20 protein-coding genes are annotated in these 19,638 nt (G+C 67.7%); 14 read left to right on the plus strand and 6 right to left on the minus strand.

Annotated elements, in window-relative coordinates:
• Positions 1–2 precede the first annotated feature (2 nt).
• Complete coding sequence (locus KEC55_RS27950; RefSeq protein WP_282508332.1) at positions 3–788, plus strand: YhfC family intramembrane metalloprotease; 786 nt, start codon at positions 3–5, stop codon at positions 786–788.
• Positions 789–803: 15 nt separating this feature from the next.
• On the opposite strand, the gene KEC55_RS27955 is transcribed toward KEC55_RS27950, so the two are convergent.
• Positions 804–1,721, minus strand: a complete 918-nt coding sequence (locus KEC55_RS27955) for a DMT family transporter (RefSeq protein ID WP_282508333.1) — start codon at positions 1,719–1,721, stop codon at positions 804–806.
• Between the two features lie 259 nt (positions 1,722–1,980).
• On the opposite strand from KEC55_RS27955, the gene KEC55_RS27960 reads away from it, so the two are divergent.
• Positions 1,981–2,559: a hypothetical protein gene (locus KEC55_RS27960; protein WP_282508334.1), complete on the plus strand. Its 579-nt coding sequence runs from the start codon at positions 1,981–1,983 to the stop codon at positions 2,557–2,559.
• Positions 2,560–2,607: 48 nt separating this feature from the next.
• Here the strand turns inward: KEC55_RS27960 and KEC55_RS27965 are convergent, their stop codons facing one another.
• The gene (locus tag KEC55_RS27965) at positions 2,608–3,165 is read right to left on the minus strand and encodes a TetR/AcrR family transcriptional regulator (RefSeq protein ID WP_282508335.1); all 558 of its coding nucleotides are present in this window, start codon (positions 3,163–3,165) and stop codon (positions 2,608–2,610) included.
• Positions 3,166–3,533: 368 nt separating this feature from the next.
• Between KEC55_RS27965 and KEC55_RS27970 the strand changes: the two genes are divergently transcribed.
• On the plus strand, positions 3,534–4,238 hold the full coding sequence (locus tag KEC55_RS27970; RefSeq protein ID WP_282508336.1) for an SDR family oxidoreductase: 705 nt from the start codon (positions 3,534–3,536) through the stop codon (positions 4,236–4,238).
• Positions 4,239–4,299: 61 nt separating this feature from the next.
• On the opposite strand, the gene fabV is transcribed toward KEC55_RS27970, so the two are convergent.
• Positions 4,300–5,502: an enoyl-ACP reductase FabV gene (gene fabV / locus KEC55_RS27975; protein ID WP_176047646.1), complete on the minus strand. Its 1,203-nt coding sequence runs from the start codon at positions 5,500–5,502 to the stop codon at positions 4,300–4,302.
• A 161-nt stretch (positions 5,503–5,663) separates the two neighbouring features.
• On the opposite strand from fabV, the gene KEC55_RS27980 reads away from it, so the two are divergent.
• The 6 genes from KEC55_RS27980 to KEC55_RS28005 all read left to right on the plus strand — a co-directional run bounded on the left by KEC55_RS27980 (position 5,664) and on the right by KEC55_RS28005 (position 11,233).
• Complete coding sequence (locus KEC55_RS27980; protein WP_006480371.1) at positions 5,664–6,197, plus strand: GbsR/MarR family transcriptional regulator; 534 nt, start codon at positions 5,664–5,666, stop codon at positions 6,195–6,197.
• Positions 6,198–6,285: 88 nt separating this feature from the next.
• Positions 6,286–7,605, plus strand: a complete 1,320-nt coding sequence (locus tag KEC55_RS27985; RefSeq protein WP_282508337.1) for an SDR family oxidoreductase — start codon at positions 6,286–6,288, stop codon at positions 7,603–7,605.
• Entirely contained in the window at positions 7,602–8,072 is a 471-nt protein-coding gene (locus KEC55_RS27990; RefSeq protein ID WP_282508338.1) for a DUF2269 family protein, read from the plus strand. Before KEC55_RS27985 ends, KEC55_RS27990 begins: the two co-directional genes overlap by 4 nt.
• Positions 8,073–8,174: 102 nt before the next feature.
• Positions 8,175–9,041 carry a thiol-disulfide oxidoreductase DCC family protein gene (locus tag KEC55_RS27995; protein ID WP_282508339.1) on the plus strand — a complete coding sequence of 289 codons (867 nt, stop codon included), beginning with the start codon at positions 8,175–8,177 and terminating at the stop codon, positions 9,039–9,041.
• A complete protein-coding gene (locus KEC55_RS28000) occupies positions 9,038–10,537 on the plus strand; it encodes a TIGR01777 family oxidoreductase (RefSeq protein WP_282508341.1) in 1,500 nt (499 codons plus the stop codon). The genes KEC55_RS27995 and KEC55_RS28000 overlap by 4 nt, the downstream gene beginning before the upstream one ends.
• A gap of 72 nt (positions 10,538–10,609) precedes the next feature.
• Entirely contained in the window at positions 10,610–11,233 is a 624-nt protein-coding gene (locus KEC55_RS28005; RefSeq protein WP_282508342.1) for a glutathione S-transferase family protein, read from the plus strand.
• A gap of 81 nt (positions 11,234–11,314) precedes the next feature.
• On the opposite strand, the gene KEC55_RS28010 is transcribed toward KEC55_RS28005, so the two are convergent.
• Complete coding sequence (locus KEC55_RS28010) at positions 11,315–12,727, minus strand: serine hydrolase domain-containing protein (RefSeq protein ID WP_282508344.1); 1,413 nt, start codon at positions 12,725–12,727, stop codon at positions 11,315–11,317.
• A 192-nt stretch (positions 12,728–12,919) separates the two neighbouring features.
• Complete coding sequence (locus KEC55_RS28015; RefSeq protein ID WP_282508345.1) at positions 12,920–14,092, minus strand: hypothetical protein; 1,173 nt, start codon at positions 14,090–14,092, stop codon at positions 12,920–12,922.
• A gap of 289 nt (positions 14,093–14,381) precedes the next feature.
• Between KEC55_RS28015 and KEC55_RS28020 the strand changes: the two genes are divergently transcribed.
• The 5 genes from KEC55_RS28020 to KEC55_RS28040 all read left to right on the plus strand — a co-directional run bounded on the left by KEC55_RS28020 (position 14,382) and on the right by KEC55_RS28040 (position 18,446).
• Positions 14,382–14,801 (plus strand): HIT family protein, encoded by a 420-nt coding sequence (locus KEC55_RS28020; RefSeq protein WP_282508347.1) that lies wholly within the window; start codon positions 14,382–14,384, stop codon positions 14,799–14,801.
• Positions 14,802–15,054: 253 nt separating this feature from the next.
• Positions 15,055–15,219, plus strand: coding sequence for a hypothetical protein (locus KEC55_RS28025; RefSeq protein WP_174917998.1), 165 nt, complete (start codon positions 15,055–15,057; stop codon positions 15,217–15,219).
• Positions 15,220–15,375: 156 nt separating this feature from the next.
• Positions 15,376–16,035 carry a methyltransferase family protein gene (locus KEC55_RS28030; RefSeq protein ID WP_282508348.1) on the plus strand — a complete coding sequence of 220 codons (660 nt, stop codon included), beginning with the start codon at positions 15,376–15,378 and terminating at the stop codon, positions 16,033–16,035.
• A 377-nt stretch (positions 16,036–16,412) separates the two neighbouring features.
• Positions 16,413–16,850 (plus strand): hypothetical protein, encoded by a 438-nt coding sequence (locus KEC55_RS28035; RefSeq protein WP_176047635.1) that lies wholly within the window; start codon positions 16,413–16,415, stop codon positions 16,848–16,850.
• 759 nt (positions 16,851–17,609) lie between these two features.
• A complete protein-coding gene (locus KEC55_RS28040) occupies positions 17,610–18,446 on the plus strand; it encodes a bifunctional allantoicase/(S)-ureidoglycine aminohydrolase (protein ID WP_176047634.1) in 837 nt (278 codons plus the stop codon).
• A 154-nt stretch (positions 18,447–18,600) separates the two neighbouring features.
• Here the strand turns inward: KEC55_RS28040 and KEC55_RS28045 are convergent, their stop codons facing one another.
• On the minus strand, positions 18,601–19,527 hold the full coding sequence (locus tag KEC55_RS28045; protein ID WP_282508349.1) for a LysR family transcriptional regulator: 927 nt from the start codon (positions 19,525–19,527) through the stop codon (positions 18,601–18,603).
• Between the last annotated feature and the right edge of the window lie 111 nt (positions 19,528–19,638).

Genomic DNA, 19,638 nt, shown 5'->3' on the forward strand with positions numbered 1-19,638 from the left:
TCATGCATCCGGTCGCCCCGGCGCTCTTGTTCTTCACGCTCGCGGCCGGTGTCGTGGCGCTGATCGCGCCGGTGTGGCTCGCGGCCGCGTGGCACCGCCGCACGCGGGCGCCGTGGCGCGTGTTCTGCTACGGCATGCTGACGTTCTTCGTGTTCCAGCCGGTGCTGCGCCTGTCGTGGCAGGCGCCGCTGTTCCACTGGCTCGGGACCGATCCGCGCTGGCACCTGCCGATGCTCGTGTTCGCGGCGTTGACGGCCGGGCTCTTCGAGGAATGCGGGCGCTGGGTCGCGTTCCGGTATCTGCTGCCGAAGCGGCGCGATGCACGGACGGCCGTCATGCTCGGGCTCGGGCACGGCGGGCTGGAAGCGATGTTGTTGGTCGGCGTCGGGTTCGTCGCGCTCGGCACGGGCTACCTGCTGGCGCATGCGGGTATCGTCGTGCCCGTCGGCATGCAGTCGTTGATCGGGTCGCAGTTCGCGGGCATGACGCTCGTGACGCCGTTTCTCGCACTGTTCGAGCGCGTGAGCGCGATGGCTGCGCATGTCGGGCTGTCGTTGATCGTGCTGCAGGCTTTCGTTCGTGGCACGAAACGCTGGCTTGCGTGTGCGATCGCGTGCCATTTCATGTTCGACCTTGCTGCGGTGCTGCTGACGCGCTACTGGCATGTCGAGACCGTGCTGGTCGAGATGCTCCTGTTCGTGTGCAGCGTCGCATTGCTGTGGCTGGGCGTGCGCTTGAGCCGCAAGGGAGCGGGTGCCGGCGCTACGCGCACGGGGCATGCCGCGTGACGCGTGGGGCCCGCGTCAGCCGTGCGCGGCGGGGTTCGGCCGGCGGATAAGCGTGCGTTTTCCCGAGCGCCACCGGCTCACGAGACTCAAGCCCATCCCGACCGTGACGATCGCGATGCCCGCGAGCGCCGCTGCATGGGGGCGTTCGCCAAGCAGCAGCATCGCTTCGAGCGTGGCGAGAAGCGGCATCAGCGCGGCGAAGGTCGCGCCGATCGCCGGGCCGAGCGCGACGACGGCCTGGCTGAAGCAGTAGAGCGCCAGCACCGACATCAGCACACCCTGGTAAATCGCCTGTGTGGCGATGGCCGCGACCGGCGCATGCAGCACGGCGCCGTCGCGCATCGCCAGATAAAACGGGCAGTAGAGCACCGCGGAGCCGACCGCCACGACGGCCGTCGCGTGCAGTGCGCCGGCGGCGGCGCGTTTTGTCGTGACGTTATAGATGGCCCACAGCAGGCCGCCGAGCACGAACAGCAAGAGGGCCGGCAGCCCGATCGCACCGTGCAGTGCCTCGGACGCGGTCAGCGCGATGCCGGCGAGGATTGCGACGATGCCGGCGACCTGCACGGCGTTCAGCCGTTCGTGCGCGACGTGCCGGCCGAGGATGGCCGTGAACGCGATCATGCTGCCCGGCGTCAGCGCGAAATAGCCGACCGGCGCGCGGCTCAGTGCCGCCGCGACGGTCAGGATGTACGGCGCACCGGCGCCGATCACCATCAGTGCGACCGCTGCCGGGCGGAGCGTGCCGAGACCACGACGCAGCAGGACGGGCTGCAATAGCGTGCCCGATACGGCGAAGCGGATGAACGCGATGTCGTAAGCATCAAAGGCAGCGTGCGTGACGCCGAGGCGCGTGACGACCGGGAAGCCGCCCCAGATGAGCGCCGCGAGCAGTCCGTAGCCGATGCCGGCGAGCCGGTCGTTGCTGTTCATGTGCAGTCCTTGCCGTGTCCGTGTGGCAGCCGCGTGAGCGGTGGAGCGAGCCGATAGGGGGCAAGGATGCGGCGCTTCGATTCATGCGTCCAATATATTATTCAGGCGCTATTAGGTCGAAAAAAGTCTTTATTGAGATGCGATCGTGAACCTCGGCGACCGGGATCTCAGCAGAATTGAAATCCGGGCCGGAAGCGTCGCCGGTCCGATATATTCACGCCAGAAGACTTCAACGAAACGCCACGGAACCGCCGCCTCGATGAAACGCTCCCACGTCGCTTTTGCCCTCACGGGCCTGCTCGTCGCGCTGCCGATTGCCGCGTACGCGCTCGTCAAGCCGCTGCGCATCGTCGCGCCCGCGCTGATCCCCGGCGTGTCGTGCCCGAGCGCCGACATCTGCACGGACGATGCCGCGAAGCTCGGCGACGCACAGCAGCTCTATCGCGACGGCTATGCGCGTGCGGCGGCGGCCGTCGGCCCGTTTCACGAGGCGCCGCGCGTCGTGTTCTGCTCGACGCGTGCGTGCGCCGACGCGTTCGGCCTCGGCGCGCGCGCGGCGCTGACGCTCGGCAATTTCGGGGTGGCCGTGGCGCCGCGCGGCTGGACGACCTACTTCATCGCGCACGAGCTGATCCATCATCGCCAGGCCGAAGTGCTCGGCAACCTGGCCGTCGCGACCAAGCCGCGCTGGCTGATCGAAGGGATGGCGTATTCGCTCAGCGACGATCCGCGCCATCCGCTCGCGCAGCCATTCGAAGCGTGGCGCACGCGTTTCGACACGTGGCATGCGGCGCTCGGCGGGCAGCCGCTGTGGGATGCCGCACGGGCGGTCGAGTAGCGCGGGAGGGGCAGTGCGGCGTTACGCAGGCGTGCCCGGGGCGGCGCGTCAGCCGGCCAGCGTCTGCCGTCCCGCGTCGAGGATCTCGTCGGCCAGCGCGGGATCGGTGCCCGCGATCGCGCGCGACAGCACGAGCGCGCCGACCATCTGGCTGAAGACCGCGAGCGCGTCGCGACGCGTCTGCTCCGGTGTCGCGCCTTCGGTTGCCACCATCGGTTCCAGCCGGTCGAGATAGGCGGCGAGGCCGTGCGCGTAGCATGCGCGCGCCGCGTCGGTCAGCCGCGGCGCATCGCCGGCGAAGCCGGACAGCGGGCACCCGGCTTCGACGTTGTCGCGATGCGCGGCGGACAGATACGACGCGACCTGTGCGTCGAGACTGCCGGCGTTCGGCGAATCGGCGCGGTCGTGCATCGCCTTTTCCATCACTTCGGTGACGAGTGCGTCTTTCGACTTGAAGTGGTTGTAGAAGCCGCCTTGCGTGAAGCCGGCTTCCTTCATCAGCTCCGTCAGCCCGACGGCATCGACGCCGCGCACGCGGAACAGCCGCTCGGCGGCCGCGACGATCGCGCTCCGGTTCTCGGCAGCCTGCTGTCTTGAAACGCCCATCGATTCCTCCCTGATTTTGCCGATCGCGTCTGGCCGACCGCGTCTGGCCGATCGCATCGATTGAAAAACACAATGGCAATCACCATTGACATGTCGATGTGGCGCGAACAGAATGCACCGCAAAGACAATGGTGATCGACATTGACATCGAGTGTAGCCGACTTGGCAGGCGATGCAAAGCCACGGCCCGGACACGGATGGCAATCGGTCGGTGTCTTTGGCGCTGCGGGACCACGGGCAGCGGACGGCTCGCCGTCTGCCACCGGCGGCGCACCGGTTCGGTACGCAATGGCAACCTCGTTTTCCACCGGATCTCATGCGCGCGGCGAGCCGGCGCGCAGGCGATTCATCATGCGAAAGGAACGATCATGAAGATCGAAGGAGCAGTCGTTTTCGTGACGGGCGCAAACCGCGGGCTCGGGCTCGAATTTGCGAAGCAGGCGCTTGCCCGAGGGGCGCGCAAGGTCTATGCGGCGGCGCGCGATCCGGCCAGCGTGACGCTGCCCGGCGTCGTACCCGTCAAGCTCGACGTGACCGATCCGGCGGCCGTCGCGGCGGCCGCCGACGCGGCGCGCGACGTCACGCTGCTGATCAACAACGCCGGCATCGCGCGGTTCGGCAGCCTGACGGACGACGGTGCGCCCGACGCGTTGCGCGACCACTTCGAAACGAACGTGTTCGGGATGCTGGCGATGTCGCGGGCGTTTGCGGGCATCCTCGCCGGCCATGGCGGCGGCGCGATCCTGAACATCCTGTCCGTCGCGAGCTGGGTGAACCGACCGATCCTGTCGGGCTACGGCGTGTCGAAATCGGCTGCATGGGCGCTGACCAACGGGCTGCGCCATTCGCTGCGCGAGCAGCATACGCAAGTCGTCGGGCTGCATGCAGGGTTCATCGATACCGACCTGACGGCCGGTCTCGACGTGCCGAAGGCCACGCCGGCCGACGTCGTGCGCCAGGCCTACGAGGCAATCGAGGCGGGGGAGGAGGAAGTGTCGACCGACGAGTTCACGCGGCAGGTGAAGGCCACGCTGTCGTCGGGCGTCTATCTGGAAGAACCGGCGCCGCGTTGATGCCGGCGGCAACGCGAACCCGCCGGCCGCCCGGTGGGCGCGGCGGCGGCGGGGCGTGTCGTCAGACCGTCGTGTCGATGATGCCCGGGATCTTCACGTCCGGGTTCACGTCCGCGTCGTAGTCGACGCCGGCGATCTCGAAGCCGAACAACCGCAGGAAGTCGGTCTTGTAGCCGGCGAAGTCGGTCATCTCGTACAGGTTCTCGTTCGTCACGTGGTCCCACATCGCGACGACCTTCGCCTGCACCTGAGGATCGAGTTCCTTGTAGTCGGCGCGCAGGCGGCCTTCTTCGTCGATGTGCGGCGTCGCGCCGTACAGGCTGTCCTTCAGGAGCCCGTACACCTGCTCGATGCAGCCTTCGTGCGTACCGGTTTCCTTCATCACCTTGAACAGCAGCGACAGGTACAGCGGCATCATCGGGATCGCCGAGCTGGCCTGCGTGACGACGGCCTTCAGCACCGACACGCGTGCATCGCCGCCGTGCGCGGCCAGCTTGTCGCGGATCGACAGCACCTTCTTGTCGAGATCCTTCTTCGCTTCGCCGATCGAGCCGTTCCAGTAGATGTCGTGCGTGATCTGCTCGCCGAGATACGTGAACGCGGTGGTCTTCGCGCCGTCGGCCAGCACGCCGGCTTCAGCCAGCGCGTCGATCCACATCTGCCAGTCCTCGCCGCCCATCACGGCCACGGTGCCGTCGATCTCTTCCTGCGTCGCCGGTTCGAGCGCGACGTCGCGGATCACTTCCTTGTCGGTGTCGAGGCCACGGAACGTGACGGCCTTGCCGATCGGCTTGAGCGTCGAGCTGATGGTTTCGCCCGTCTTCGGATGCGTGCGGCGCGGTGCCGCGAGGCTGTAGACGACCAGGTCGACCTTGCCGAGATCCTGCTTGATGGTGTCGATCGTGACCTGCTTGACCTTGTCGGAGAATGCGTCGCCGTTGATGCTGCGCGCATAGAGCCCCTTTTCAGCGGCGAATTTCTCGAACGCGGCGCTGTTGTACCAGCCGGCCGTGCCGGGCTTCGTTTCGCTGCCAGCGCGCTCGAAGAACACGCCGAGCGTGTCCGCGCCCGAGCCGAATGCGGCCGAGATCCGGGCGGCGAGGCCGTAGCCGGTCGACGCGCCGATCACGAGCACCTTTTTCGGGCCGTTGGCGATCGGGCCGTGCGAAGTCACGTAGTCGATCTGTTCCTTGACGTTGGCTTCGCAGCCGACCGGATGAGTCGTCACGCAGATGAAGCCACGCACGCGCGGTTTGATGATCATGGAAACCCTCTAGTCAGAAAGGCAGAAACGGCCTGAAATCGGAAAAATCCCGCGCATTGTAATGGAAGCGGCCGATCGCGGGCGGGCGCGGCCGGAACCTGGCCGATCGCCGAGTTATTTCTCTCTTGACAGAAATAACTGAAATGCCTAAATTTCACAGCATGGAACTCACACCGATCGCCGAACGATTCATTCTCCACTGGGGCGAAATGGGCTCGCGGTGGGGCGTCAACCGCACCGTCTCGCAGATTCACGCGCTGCTCTACCTGGCCGGCCGGCCGGTCGCGGCCGACGAGATCGCCGAGACGCTGAACGTCGCGCGCTCCAACGTAAGCACGAGCCTGAAGGAACTGCAGGCGTGGCGGCTTGCGAAGGTCGTGCATGTGCTGGGCGACCGCCGCGACCACTTCGAGACGTCGACCGACATCTGGGAGTTGTTCAAGCTGATCGTCGAAGGGCGGCGGCAGCGCGAGATCGAGCCGACGCTCACGGTGCTGCGCGATTGCCTGACGAATCCGGAGATCGCGAACGAGAGCCGCGAGACCGAACAGCGCATCCGCGACACGCTGCAGTTCGTCGAGACGCTCACGACCTGGTCGGACGAGATGCTGCGGCTCAAGCCCGATACGCTGATGAAGGCGCTCGGCATCGGCGCGAAGATCAGCCAGACGGTCAGGCGCAAGCCGTCGAAGTAAGCGGTAACGGAAGTGCGGGCGGACAGCCCGCTTTTTTCGGGGTTGATATTTCTGTCTGTACAGAAATAACTGTAAATAGAGGATGAAAATGAACGCAGTCCTGCCGTCGACCTGCCAGCACGATCGCACCGGCGCGCGCAGCATGACCGTCCTCGTCTGTGGCGCGAACGGCTTCATCGGGCGGGCGCTGTGCGCGCGGCTCGAAGCCGGCGGCCATCGCGTGCTGCGCGGCGTGCGTCATGCTGATGGCCCGCGCGACATCGCGATCGACTTTACCAAGGACGTCGATCCGCAAGCGTGGCTGGCGCGGCTGAACGGCGTCGACGTGGTGATCAATGCGGTTGGCCTCCTCGCCGATCGACGCGGCGCGACGCTCGACGCCGTGCATCGCGCCGCGCCGTGCGCGCTCTTCACCGCCTGCTGCCGCGCCGGTGTGCGGCGCGTGATCCAGATCTCGGCGCTCGGCGTCGAGCGCGGCGATACGCGGTACTTCGCGAGCAAGCACGCGGCCGACCGCTTCCTGCAAACGCTGCCGATCGATTTCCGGATCGTGCGTCCCGCGCTTGTCTACGGTACGGACGGCACGTCGGCGCGTTTTTTCCGGATGCTCGCGAGCCTGCCCGTGCAGGTGCTGCCGGCGGGCGGCCGTCAGCGGCTGCGCCCCGTACATGTGGACGATCTCGCCGAAGTCGTCGCGCGGCTCGTCGTGCAACCGGGCGATGCGCGGCCGGCCGGCGGCCCCGTGATCGACGTGGTCGGCCGCGACGAAGTCGAATACCGCGAGATGCTGGCCGGCTATCGTGCCGCGCTGGGGTTTCCGCCGGCTGCCCGCGTGTCGCTGCCGGGCCCGCTGGCCGGTGCGGTGGCCGTGCTGTCCGGCATGCTGCCGGGCGCGATGTTCACGCGCGACACGTGGACGATGCTGCGTGGCGGGAACACCGGAGACCCGGCGGCGACCGCGGCCGTGCTCGGCCGGCCGCCGCGCGGCATCGACAGCTTCATCGGCGCGCAAGCCGCCGCGCTGCGCCGCGATGCCCTCGCGATGTGGCGGCGCCCGTTGCTGCGGGGCGCGCTCGCGATCGTGTGGATCTGGACGGCGATTGCGAGCGCGTTCATTCATCCGCTGCATGCGAGCCTCGCGCTGCTCGCGCCTGCGCACCTGACGGGGCTGCCGGCACTGATCGCGCTCTACGCGGCCAGCGCGCTGGACTTCGCGTTTGGCATCGCGACCGTCGCCGCGCCGTCGCGGCGCCTGTGGGCGGCGCAAGCGGCGCTGATCGTCGCGTATTCGGCCGTCATCGCGGTCACGATGCCGGGGCTGCTGGCCGAACCGTTCGGCCCCGTGCTGAAGAACGTGCCGATTCTCGCCATCCTGTTGATCCTCTTTTCAGAAGAAGAACAAGCATGAATACCTATCTCGTCATCAAGGCGCTTCACATCCTGTCCTCGGTGCTGCTGGTCGGCACGGGGTTCGGCACCGCGTTCTACCTGTTCTTCGCGAACCGCACGCGGTCGGTGCCTGCGATCGCGGCCGTGTCGCGGCTCGTGGTGCGCGCGGACTGGTGGTTCACGACACCGGCCGTGATCTTTCAGCCGGCGTCCGGTTTGTGGCTCGCGCATACGGCCGGCTGGTCGTGGGATACACCGTGGCTGCTCGCGTCGATCGTGCTGTACACGATCGCCGGTGCGTGCTGGCTGCCGGTCGTGTGGCTGCAGCTGGAACTTGCATTGATGGCGAAGCTCGCGCACGCAAGCGGCGACGCTGCGTTGCCCGAGCGCTACTGGCGCTACGCGAAGCGCTGGGAGCTGCTCGGCTATCCGGCGTTCTTCGCGATGCTCACTGTCTACTTCCTGATGGTGGTCAAGCCGATGTAAGCGTGTCGTCGCCGCGCGGAAGAGGCGTGGTGGCGATACATGCGTGAAAGCGGTCAATCGATCGATTCATGATGCTTGCGAAAACAGGAAGGAGTGCAAAGCATGAGCGTAAGTGAATTGGTTCTTTACTTCGACGGACGCTGTCCGTTATGCGTCGCGGAAATCCGGCGTCTCGGGGCTCGCGACGCGCGACACCGGCTCGCATTCGTCGATATCGCCGAGCCGGGTTTCGACCCGGCGCCGCTGGGCGTCGGCCTGCCCGCGCTGAATCGCGAGCTGCACGCACGCATGCCCGACGGGCGCATGCTCGCCGGCGTCGACAGCATCGTGGCCGCCCATGCGCTGGTCGGGCGCCGCTGGCTCGTCTGGCTGCTGCGCGTGCCGGCCATGCGCGCCGCGCTCGCGCCGCTGTATCGCCGCTTCGCACGCAACCGCCATGCCGTTTCGCGCTGGCTCGGGTATCGCGCCGAAGCACCGTGCGACGGCGCGGCGTGCGGCAGCGACGGTGTCGCCGAACTCACGACCGATCGTCCCGCACGTGACGACGTGCGACGCATCGTCGTGGTCTGGATGTACGGCGCGGCGCTCGCACATCTGCTCGTCGGCATTGCCGTGCCGTGGGTGGCCGGCGCGCCGTGGCTCGATGCGTATCACCGCGGCATCGAGCTGCATTTCCGGGCGGGAATGTCGTCCGACGCCGCGCGTGCCCAGCAGATCTGGTGGATGTCGCTGATCGGCGCGACGGTGCAGTGCGCGTCGGTCTGGATGCTGGCGCTCGTCCACCTCGGCAACCGGTTGCGGAAACGGGAAGTGTGGGGCTGGCTGCTGGCCGGCCTGTTGATCTGGGCGCCACAGGACATGCTGTTGTCGTGGCAGGCGCAGGTGTGGGGCCACGTGGCGATCGACGTTGCCGCACTCGTCGCGATGGTGCCGCCGCTTGTCTGGCTGTGGAGGAGGGATTCCGTATGAACACGTTGCCTGCTTTCGACTGGGCGCTCAACCTGCTGATCGTGCAGGGCGCGATGGGCGCATTCGACACGCTTTATCACCATGAACTCACGCAGGACCTGCCGCACAGCCCGCGCGCGCGGCTCGAACTGGCGATTCATGCGGTGCGTTCCGTGCTGTACGGCCTCGTGTTTGCATCGATCGCGAACGTCGCGTTTCACGGCGCATGGGTTGCGGCGCTTGCGGCGGTCGTACTCGTCGAAGTGGTACTGACATTGTGGGATTTCGTTGTCGAGGACCAAAGCCGCAAGCTGCCGGCGACCGAGCGCGTGCTGCACACGCTGCTGGCCGTCAACGGCGGCGCGCTGTTCGGGATGATCGCGATGCAGCTGGCCGTGTGGGCGCACGAACCGACCGCGTTGCAACCGATCGATCTCGGCTGGCGCGGCTGGCTGCTCAGCCTGTTTGCCGTCGGCGTGACGGTGTCGGGCATCCGCGACGGGATCGCCGCGTGCCGCATCGCGCACCGCGCGCCTGCCGCCAATCCGTTCGTCGGGCAGCCGGTTGGCAACGTGCTCGTGACCGGCGGGACCGGCTTCATCGGCGAAACCCTCGTGAACCAGTTGCTCGACGCGGGTCATACGGTCACGTTGCTGGCGCGCGATCCGCTGCGCGCGGCCTACCTGTTTCACGGCCGCGTGCGCAGCGTGACGTCCGTCGAACAGCTGCAGCCGCACGAGCGTTTCGATACGGTCATCAATCTCGCGGGCGCGCCGGTGCTGGGCGCGCGCTGGAGCAAGCGCCGGCAGGCGGTGCTGCTCGCGAGCCGCGTCGGCGTCACGCAGGCGCTGATGCGCTGGGTCGATACCGCGGAGGTCAAGCCGCGCACGTGGATCCAGGCTTCGGCGATCGGCTACTACGGCGTGCGTCCGGCCGACGAGCGGCTCGACGAGGGCAGCAGCGCCGGCGCCGGCTTCATGTCCGACCTGTGCGGGCAGTGGGAGCAGTCCACGCATCCGCTCGAGCGTTACGGCGTGCGCACGGTCGTGCTGCGGCTGGGCATCGTGTTCGGCCCTGGCGGCGCGTTGCGCCCGATGCTGCTGCCGCATTACGTCGGGATGGGCGGACGATTCGGCAACGGCGCGCAGGTGATGAGCTGGATTCACCGGGACGACGTGCTGCGGATCGTCGCACGCGCGATGTCGAACGCAGGCATGCACGGCGTCTACAACGCGGTCGCACCGGTGCCGGTGACCCAGCGCGAGTTCGTGCAAGTCGTGACGAAGGTGCTGCGCCGCCCAGCGTGGCTGCACGTGCCGGCCGCGCCTCTGCGTGTCGCGATGGGCGAGATGGCCGAGCTGCTGCTGGACGGGCAGCGCGTGATGCCGGCGCGGCTGCATCAGGACGGCTTCATGTTCCGCTTCCCGACGGTCGAGCACGCGCTGCGTGACCTGACGAATCGGCCGCATGGCGATTTTGCGCACGCGGCCTGTCGTTTGCCGCGGCGTCGTGTATAAATTCGGCGTGAACGCGTTCGTGGCGCATCGTGCGCCCCGAACGCTCCGCATCCGACCTCACAAGGAGACTGCATGCTGCACATCCTCGGCAAGATTCCGTCCATCAACGTCCGCAAGGTGCTGTGGCTGTGCACCGAGTTGAACCTGCCGTTCGAACAGGAAGACTGGGGCGCCGGCTTCCGCACGACCAACGATCCGGCCTATCTCGCGCTGAATCCGAACGCGCTCGTGCCCGTCATCAAGGACGACGACTTCGTGCTCTGGGAATCGAACACGATCATCCGCTACCTCGCGAACCGCTACGGCGGCGATGCGCTGTATCCGGCCGAGCCGCAGGCGCGCGCACGGGTCGACCAGTGGATCGACTGGCAGGGCGCGGACCTGAACCGCTCGTGGGTCGGCGCGTTTCTCGGCCTCGTGCGCAAATCGCCCGATCATCAGGATCCGGCCGGCATCGCGCAGTCGATCGCAGGCTGGACGAAACACATGCACGTGCTGAACGCGCAGCTCGAAAAGACGGGCGCGTACGTGGCCGGCAACACGTTCACGCTCGCGGACATTCCGATCGGCCTGTCGGTGAACCGCTGGTTCGGCACGCCGTTCGAGCATCCGGATCTGCCGGCGGTGTCGCGCTACATCGAACGTCTCGCGACGCGCAAAGGCTTCAAGCAATACGCAGGCAGCGCGAATCCGTAAGGCCAGGCAGGTCGCGCGTGAAGCGGCAGTGTTGCGATCGCCGCCGCTTCACGCCTGATTCATCGATCCACGTACCCGCCATCACGCGCCAGGCGCCGGCACCGCATCGAGCACGCGCGCGAGAAACGCCTCGTGATTCCACGCCGATTCCGGCCGCGACAGCCCGAGCCGCACGACCACCAGCTGACGGCTCGGCACCACGCTCACGAACTGGCCTTCATGGCCGACCGCATGAAACGCATCGGCCGGCATCGCGACCGCGTGTGGATCGCGATCGTTGAACGGCTCCGGCACCTTGACCCACAGCTGCGCGCCGAACTCCTGCCGCTCCGACTGCGGCGTCGCGCGCGTCAGGTAGCGCACCCAGCCTTCCGGCAGCAGCCGCTGCCCGTTCCACGCGCCGTCCTGCAGCAGAAGCTGCCCGAAGCGCGCCCAGTCGCGCGCACTCGCATACATGTATGACGGGGCGACGAGCGTGCCGGATGCATCGGGCTCGAACACCGCGCTGCGCATCCCGAGCGGCGCGAACAGCGCGCGGCGCGGATACGCAAGGTAGTCGTCCTCGCTGCCGCCCAGCGCTTCGCGCATCACGCGCGCGACGATCGCACTCGTGCCGCTCGAGTAGTACCACTGCGTGCCGGGCGTCGCGGCGAGCGGTTTCGCCGAAGCGAACCGTGCCATGTCGGGCTGCGTGAACAGCATCACGGCGACGTCGGACAGCGGGTCGTCGTAATCCTCGTTGAATTGCTGGCCGCTCGTCATCCGCAGCAGCTCGTCGAGCGTGATGGCCGTGCGCGGATCGCCGCTGCCGCGCCATTCGGGCAGCAGCGCCGACGCATCGGGCGACAGCTTGTGCTGCGCGACCAGTGTGCCGATCAGCGCGGCCGTGACGGTCTTCGTCATCGACCAACCGGGCAGCGGCGTGTCGGCCGTGAAGCCGGGCGCATAGCGTTCGGCGATCACCTGGCCGCGCCACATCACGACGACCGCGCGCGTGCGCCGCGGCCGTGCCGGATCGGGCTCGTCGAACGCGCGGTCGAGCGCGGCTTGCAGCTTGTGCGCATCGATGCCGGCGGGCGGCGTGGCCGGCGAGGGCGGGTCGGACGGCGGATCGGCGAGCGGCGGCAACGCGGCCGGCAAGGTGGTCGACGCCGCGCCGGGCGAGGCGCCGGGCGCGAGCGTGCAGCCGAGCCCCGGCCGGAAGTCGGCTGCGCGTTCGGCGAAACCGGCGAAGGTCGCCGTCGCGCGATGATGGTCGCGATCGAGCGACGGGCGCACCAGCTTCAACAGCGGATGGACGCCGGCCATGATGTCGACGTCGATCACCGACGCGGCCGGCCGGCCCGACACGAATACGCCGGAGCACAGCGCCTTCGCCGCATAGCCGGTCGCGATCGGCGCGAGCCGGGACAGCATGTAGCCGGTGTAGCCGACCGCGGCAACGAGCGCGAGCGCGACGCCGCGCAGAATCAGCTTCTTGAGGGGGATCGTCATGCGCGAGCGTCCTCGGTTGTCTGCGGCAGGCCAGGAACCGGCAGTGTCGCAGGTTCGGGCAAGCGGTGGCAATCGCGGGAGCGGGCGATGCCGGGCCGTGCCAATCGTGCGCATGTTGCCCGGCGTGTGCGACCCGGTTGTGTCGGTCGCGGAGGGGCGAACGGGCCGCGTGTGGCCCGTTCGGGCGACGTGTCATTGCATGTTGCTGTCCGGTCGCAGGGTCCAGACCGTCGCGGTATTCGTGTTGTCGTCGACGGCCGCGAACTGCGGCTGGCCTTTGCTGCCTTGCCCGAACGCCAGGCCGAATGCCGACCCCGGCGCGGTATCGACCTGCATTTGCGCGACGAAGCGGCCATCCACCGTGAATTCGACGATCTCGCTCGGCTGCAGCGGGTCGGGGTTGACCGCGTCGCCGTTGGCGGTCACGAGATGGCCGTTCGGTGCGAGCGCCAGCGCGAGCGGCCCGTGCAGGTGGGCCGCGTCGAAGTAGATCATCCGTCCGACGCCGCCGTTACGGTTCGTCGACGCGGCGTTCTGGATCGCGAACACCGCGTTGTCGCCGGTGGAGGCGACATACAGGACGTCGCTGTTCGGGTCGTACGCGAGACCGGTCGGGCCGACGACGAGCGCACTGGGATCGGTCCGGTTCACGTAGCCCGACGCGATGATGCGCGAGCCCGGCAGCATCGTGACGCCGTCGCTGCCGATCGCCAGCTCGATCCGCGCGACCGTCCCGTTCAGCACGTTCGACACGAATGCGGTGACGCGCTGGCCGCGATCGATCACGGTCATGTCCCATGGCCCGTCGAGCAGCGTGGAGCTGACCAGTTGCGTGACGAGGCCGCCTTGCGGATTGATGACGAGCAGCGAGCCCGGGGGGACCACGGTCTTGCCGTCCGGCGCCGGGACGTTGCCGACCAGCACGAAGCCGCTGCGCAGCACCGCGAGCGCGGTCGTCAGGCCGAGATTGGTGCCCTGGAAGAACGTCGCCGGCGTATGGCCGGGCGACAGCTTCACGATCGTCGTGCCGGTGCCTTGCGCGTTCGACGCCGCGTTGAAGTTGGACACGACGACGTCGCCCGGTTTCAGCGTGCTCCACGACGGCACGCCGCGCGGCACGAATGCGATGCCGTACGGATTGAGGTCGCCGTTGGCGGGCACGGTCGACGCGGTGACCGACGAAATCGGCAGGATGACGTCGCTGCCGCCGGCCCACGCGAACGCCGACGACAACGCGACGAGCCCGGCGCCGCAAGCCGCGCGGCGTAGCGTGCGGGCCATCGCGCGACAGGCATGCGCGACGCGTGGCGGATGGGCGGCGAAGTCGGTCGGGGCGGGCGAACGACAGGAAGGGAGAGGGTCCATGGCATGTCTCCGGTTGATGATCGCGAGCAGTCATCCGGGCTGCCGGCCTGCGCAGCCGACGGGTGTCCGGTGCGGTTGCGCGCGCTTGCCGAGCGAAACCGCACTCGAAATAAACGGATGGCGACGGCCGGATATTCCATTCGGCGGCACACGTTGCGCGCGAATCGTCGTCGATTGTTCGCCGCGACGATGCCAGCGCCTGACAAGTTGAAATCCGGCCCGCCATCGGTCGATAATCGTCCGGCATTGCACTCCCGGTCCAACTGTCCAACCGATATCGGAAAACGCCATGTCCTATGACAACAACAACCCGTTCGCCAGGATCCTGCGCGGCGAACTGCCTTGCGTGAAGGTCGCGGAAGACGACGCGACGCTCGCGATCATGGATCTGATGCCGCAGGCCGACGGTCACGTGCTCGTGATCCCGAAGGAGCCGGCCGCGCAGATCTTCGAACTGTCCGGCGACGCGGCCGCGGCCGGCATCCGCATGACGCAGCGCGTCGCGACGGCGGTGCGCGCGGCGCTCGAGCCGGACGGTGTGTTCATCGGCCAGTTCAACGGCGCGGCGGCCGGCCAGACGGTCCCACACGTGCATTTCCACGTGATCCCGCGCTGGGAAGGCGCCGAGTTGCGGATGCACGCGCGCGAGATCGCCGACGCGGCGACGCTCGAAACGCTTGCGCAGCGCATTCGTGCGCGTTTCGTGTAACGGGTCGATTGCACTCGGCACGGCAATGGCCCGCCGGCCGGACGCCGCGCCACCTCCGGTTGTTTCAGCGGTCACGCGAGGTAACACGTGTAACCGCTGGCGAAACTCGGCCGGCCGGGCCCGGCGCTAGACTCCGCGCATTGCATCATCGAGCGACAGGAAGGGCGGATTGCCTCTTCGTGCCGACCGCCGCCAGTTGTGGCGGTGCGGCTTCCGCGAGGTGCCATTCGTCTTTCGCGCCGGGAATCGAGCCATGACCAGACTTCTCATCACGCTTGCCCTGATCGGCGGCCTGTCCGGCTGCTACATCGCGCCGCCTTACGGCTATGCGCCCGCGCCGGCCTACTACGGCTATGCGCCTGCGTATTACGCGCCGCCCGTCAGCGTCGGGATCGGCGGCAACTTCCGCATCCGCTGATCCGGCATCGCGCGCGAGCCTCGGCCGCACCGGCGCGGTTCGCCGCCTTGCGCCGGAGGATTCGCGCGGGTTCGCGCGCCGCATGACGGCCGCGCACGGCACTTCGTGCGCGCACTTCCTATACTTCACGGGAAAGCGCATCCCCGCGAGGCCGTCATGACCGTCACCCGCAAGGTCGCCGTCCTGTCGGGCGTCTCCACGCTCGTCTATCTCGGGCTCGCCGTGCTCGGCAGCGGCGGGTTCACCGCGTTCTTCTCGCATTCCCAACTGACCGTCGTCGTGATCGCGACGCTCGTGATGGCCGTCGCCGCGCTGTTCACCGAAGGCAACCTGAGCAGCGGCGAGCGCGAGAATCGCGACAACCGCTGGGTGCTCGCCGCATTCGCGGTGAGCGGGTTCCTGCTCGCGTACCTGCCGGCGCTGACCGACCGGCTGGAGGTCTGGACCTTCGGCGGCGATACGGTGCGCTGGATCGGCGTCGTGCTGTACATCGCGGGCGGTGCGCTGCGGATCTGGCCCGTGTTCGTGCTCGGCAAGCGCTTCAGCGGGCTCGTCGCGATCCAGCCGGGCCATACGCTCGTGACCGACGGCATCTACCGCCGCATCCGCAATCCGAGCTACCTCGGCCTGCTCGTCAATTCGGTCGGCTGGGCGCTGGCGTTCCGCTCGGGTGCCGGCGTGCTGCTGGTCGTGCTGACGCTGGTGCCGCTCGTCGCGCGCATCCGCTCGGAGGAGGCGTTGCTGCGTTCGCAATTCGGCGCCGAATACGATGCCTATTGCGCGCGGACCTGGCGGTTGCTGCCCGGCGTGTACTGACCCCGTCATCTCTCCCTGATCGTCGCCCGGGGCGCGCGCTCACGACGCGTGCCCGATGTGTTGCCACGTGTGTCTCAAACGCGCGACGCCGCGCATGGCGGGACTGTCGCCGCACGGGTCCGGACCGTTGCCGGAGTCAATGCCGGCGCGGGTTTCAGGCGAATTCAGCGGGCCCGTCCGACATCCTTTATTCGTAAACAACTTGTTACCAGAATGTCCACGGCAAGGGGGCGGGACCGGTGCTATTCTTCGCCGCAAGCTCATTGAAATGAATTGGTCCGCGGTTCGGCGAATGCCTGACCGGATGTCGATCGATTCAGATCGTCGTACCGAGCGGACCTTCAATAACCAGATTGTGAACAAGGAAGAATACGGGAATGTGGAAGAAAATCGCCCCCACTCTCGTCGTCGCCGTGCTGACCGGCGCGACGTCGTTGCCGGCACTGGCCGGTGACCTGAACAACGCACTTGGCGGCGCACTCGGCGGGGTAGCCGGTGCAGCAGTCGGTGGTGCAGTCGGTGGTAGCACCGGCTCGGTGATCGGCGGCGCGATCGGCGGCGGCGCCGGCGGCGCGGTGACGTCGAATCGTCGCGAGCGCACCGGTGCGATCATCGGCGGCGCCCTCGGCGGCGGCGCGGGTACCGCGGCAGGTAACGCGATGGGCGGCCGCACGGGCGGCCTGCTGGGCGCGGCCGTCGGCGGCGGCGCTGGCGCGGCACTCGGCGGCAACATGTCGCGCAGCTCGTACGAGCGCGATCATGGCGACCGCGGCTATCGTCACCGCAAGCATCGTCATCACCGCGACTGGGACTGATCGCCGCGGGCGCGGCACGGTGCGCGACCTGCGCACCGGCGCGCCGACGGCGTCGGCACCCGACGCGAGATTCGGCCCGGCAGCCTGCCGGGCCGTCATCGCCGACCTCACCGGCGACCCCTTCCGGCTTCATCAGCCGCTGCCATCCGCCCGATCGACGGGCCGGCCATCACCCTCCCGCAGCGTTTCCCCATTGCTCGACGACCTGACCTGCCGCGTATGAACGCGCCCGGGCAGAATCCGCGTGCGTCATCACGAATCGTTCATCCGTCTGTTCCGGCCTGACGAGCATGTCGCTTCCCGCTCGATTCGCGCGACCGGATGGGTCGTGGCCGCTGTGCAGCCGTCAGGATTTCCCTGATAGCCAGCGCGCCTCGGAACGCCCCTTCGCCGCGCATCGCGGGCGTCGGCGGGTAGTGGGAAATCGAATGGATGTCATCGCAACATTTAATTGGTCGATCTCGATCGACTTCGCTATCGTCAACGATGCCCGCGTACGGAGTCGACCGTGCCGCCGGCCGCGCCTCGCCGCATGATCGCGAGCGCCGCGGCCCGGCCACCGGACCCAACAACCTGGGCCGCCGCGTCCGATGAACCGGACGGACCCGACGCGAAGCCTGGCCGACCGAACGAAGGCGCATGCGCTTTCAAGCCACCCCGGCAACGATGTCCCGCCGCCGCATGCGTGCCCCACGCGCGTGCGAACCGCCCGATGCCGTTTGCACCAGGGGCCGGACCAACCCATTGCCTGGATGCAATATGTCTAAGACAACGTATTACGCGCCGCATGGCGGCCACCCGCCGCAGACGGATCTGCTGACCGATCGCGCGATGTTCACCGAGGCGTACGCGGTGATCCCGAAGGGTGTGATGCGCGACATCGTCACGAGCTGGCTGCCGTTCTGGACGAACACGCGCCTGTGGGTGATCGCTCGCCCGCTGTCGGGTTTCGCCGAAACCTTCTCGCAGTACATCGTCGAAGTGAATCCGGGCGGCGGCAGCGACAAGCCCGAACAGGACAAGAACGCCGAAGCCGTGCTGTTCGTCGTCGAAGGCGAAGCCGAGCTGACGCTGCAAGGTACGAAGCACACGCTGAAGCCGGGCGGCTACGCGTTCATTCCGCCGGGCGCGGACTGGACGCTGCACAACGTCAGCGATGCTGCCGTGCGCTTCCACTGGGTGCGCAAGCATTACCAGGTCGTCGACGGCATTCCGCTGCCGGAAGCGTTCGTGACCAACGAGCAGGACGTCGAGCCGATCCCGATGCCGGGCACCAACGGCGCATGGGTGACGACGCGCTTCGTCGACATGAGCGACATGCGTCACGACATGCACGTGAACATCGTGACGTTCGAGCCGGGCGGCGTGATTCCGTTCGCGGAAACGCACGTGATGGAGCACGGCCTGTACGTGCTGGAAGGCAAGGCCGTCTATCGCCTGAACCAGGACTGGGTCGAGGTCGAAGCGGGCGATTTCATGTGGCTGCGCGCGTTCTGCCCGCAGGCATGCTATTCGGGTGGCCCTGGCCGCTTCCGCTACCTGCTGTACAAAGATGTGAACCGTCACATGAACCTGACGCTGAATCCGGCGCGATAAGCGCTGCGTCCGCAGTCGAACGAGAAAACCCGCCGGTGCATGCCGGCGGGTTTTTTTCATGGGCGGCGGTTGTACGGGGCGCCGGGGCGCGCATGTCGATTGCAAGGCCGTAACCTTGCCGTCGCCCGAACGGTTGCGCGAGCCACCCCGTGCGTCATCCCTTGCGCCCGTCGCGCAACGATGCATCGGTCAGGCGCAGCTCATGCGCGAGGTCGATCAGCGCGCGCAACCGCGCGGGCACGAAGCGATGGCCCGAATAGTAGAGCCGCAACCCGCCGAACGACGGGCACCACGGCACCAGCACCGGCACCAGCGCGCCGGTCTTCAGTTCTTCGTCGATGAACCATTCGGAAATGAAGCCGATGCCCAGCCCGAACAGGATCGCCTGCTTGATCGCTGCCAGTTCGTTGAGCGCGAAGCGCACGGGCAGGTCCATCTGCAGCTTCTGCCCGTTGCGTTCAAGCTCCCAGTGATAGATGCCGCCGTGCGACATGCGCATGCCGATGCTCTGGTGCTCGAGCAGGTCGCGCGGATGGCGCGGCGTGCCGTGGCGCTTCAGGTACTCGGGCGTTGCCACCACCAGCATGCGGATATCGCGCGACAGCGCCACGGCGATCATGTCCTGCGGCACGGCTTCGGCCAGGCGGATGCCAGCGTCGAATCCCTCGGCGACGATGTCGATCAGGCGCGGCTCGCTCACGATGTCGATGCGGACGTCGGGGTAACGCTGCGTGTACGGATGGAACAGCGGCCCCAGCAACAGATGCGCGGCCCCCTGTGGCGCGTTGATGCGCAGCGTGCCGCTCGGCGTGTCGGGCCCGGTGGCGGCTTCCTCGCCGGCGCTCCTGATCTCGGCAAGCGCGGGCGCGATGCGATCCACGTAGCGCTGGCCCGCATCGGTCAGTGACACGCTGCGTGTCGAGCGGTTGAAGAGGCGCACCTTCAGGCGCGCTTCCAGTCCGGCCACGGCGCTGCTCACCGCCGTCGTCGACATGCCCAGCTCCAGCGCCGCGCCGCGAAAGCTTGCGCGGCGCGCGACGGCCAGGACCACTTCCAGCTCGGTCATTCCGGTGCGGTGCATCGATTATCCTGATTTTCTGGATGGGTCATCAGTGATAAAGCGGCTTATCAGAACAGTAATGTATTCCTAGACTGCGTGTCATGACGGCTTGTCGGATACGCACACAAGGAG

The organism is Burkholderia cepacia, from assembly GCF_029962485.1.
GTDB lineage: Bacteria > Pseudomonadota > Gammaproteobacteria > Burkholderiales > Burkholderiaceae > Burkholderia.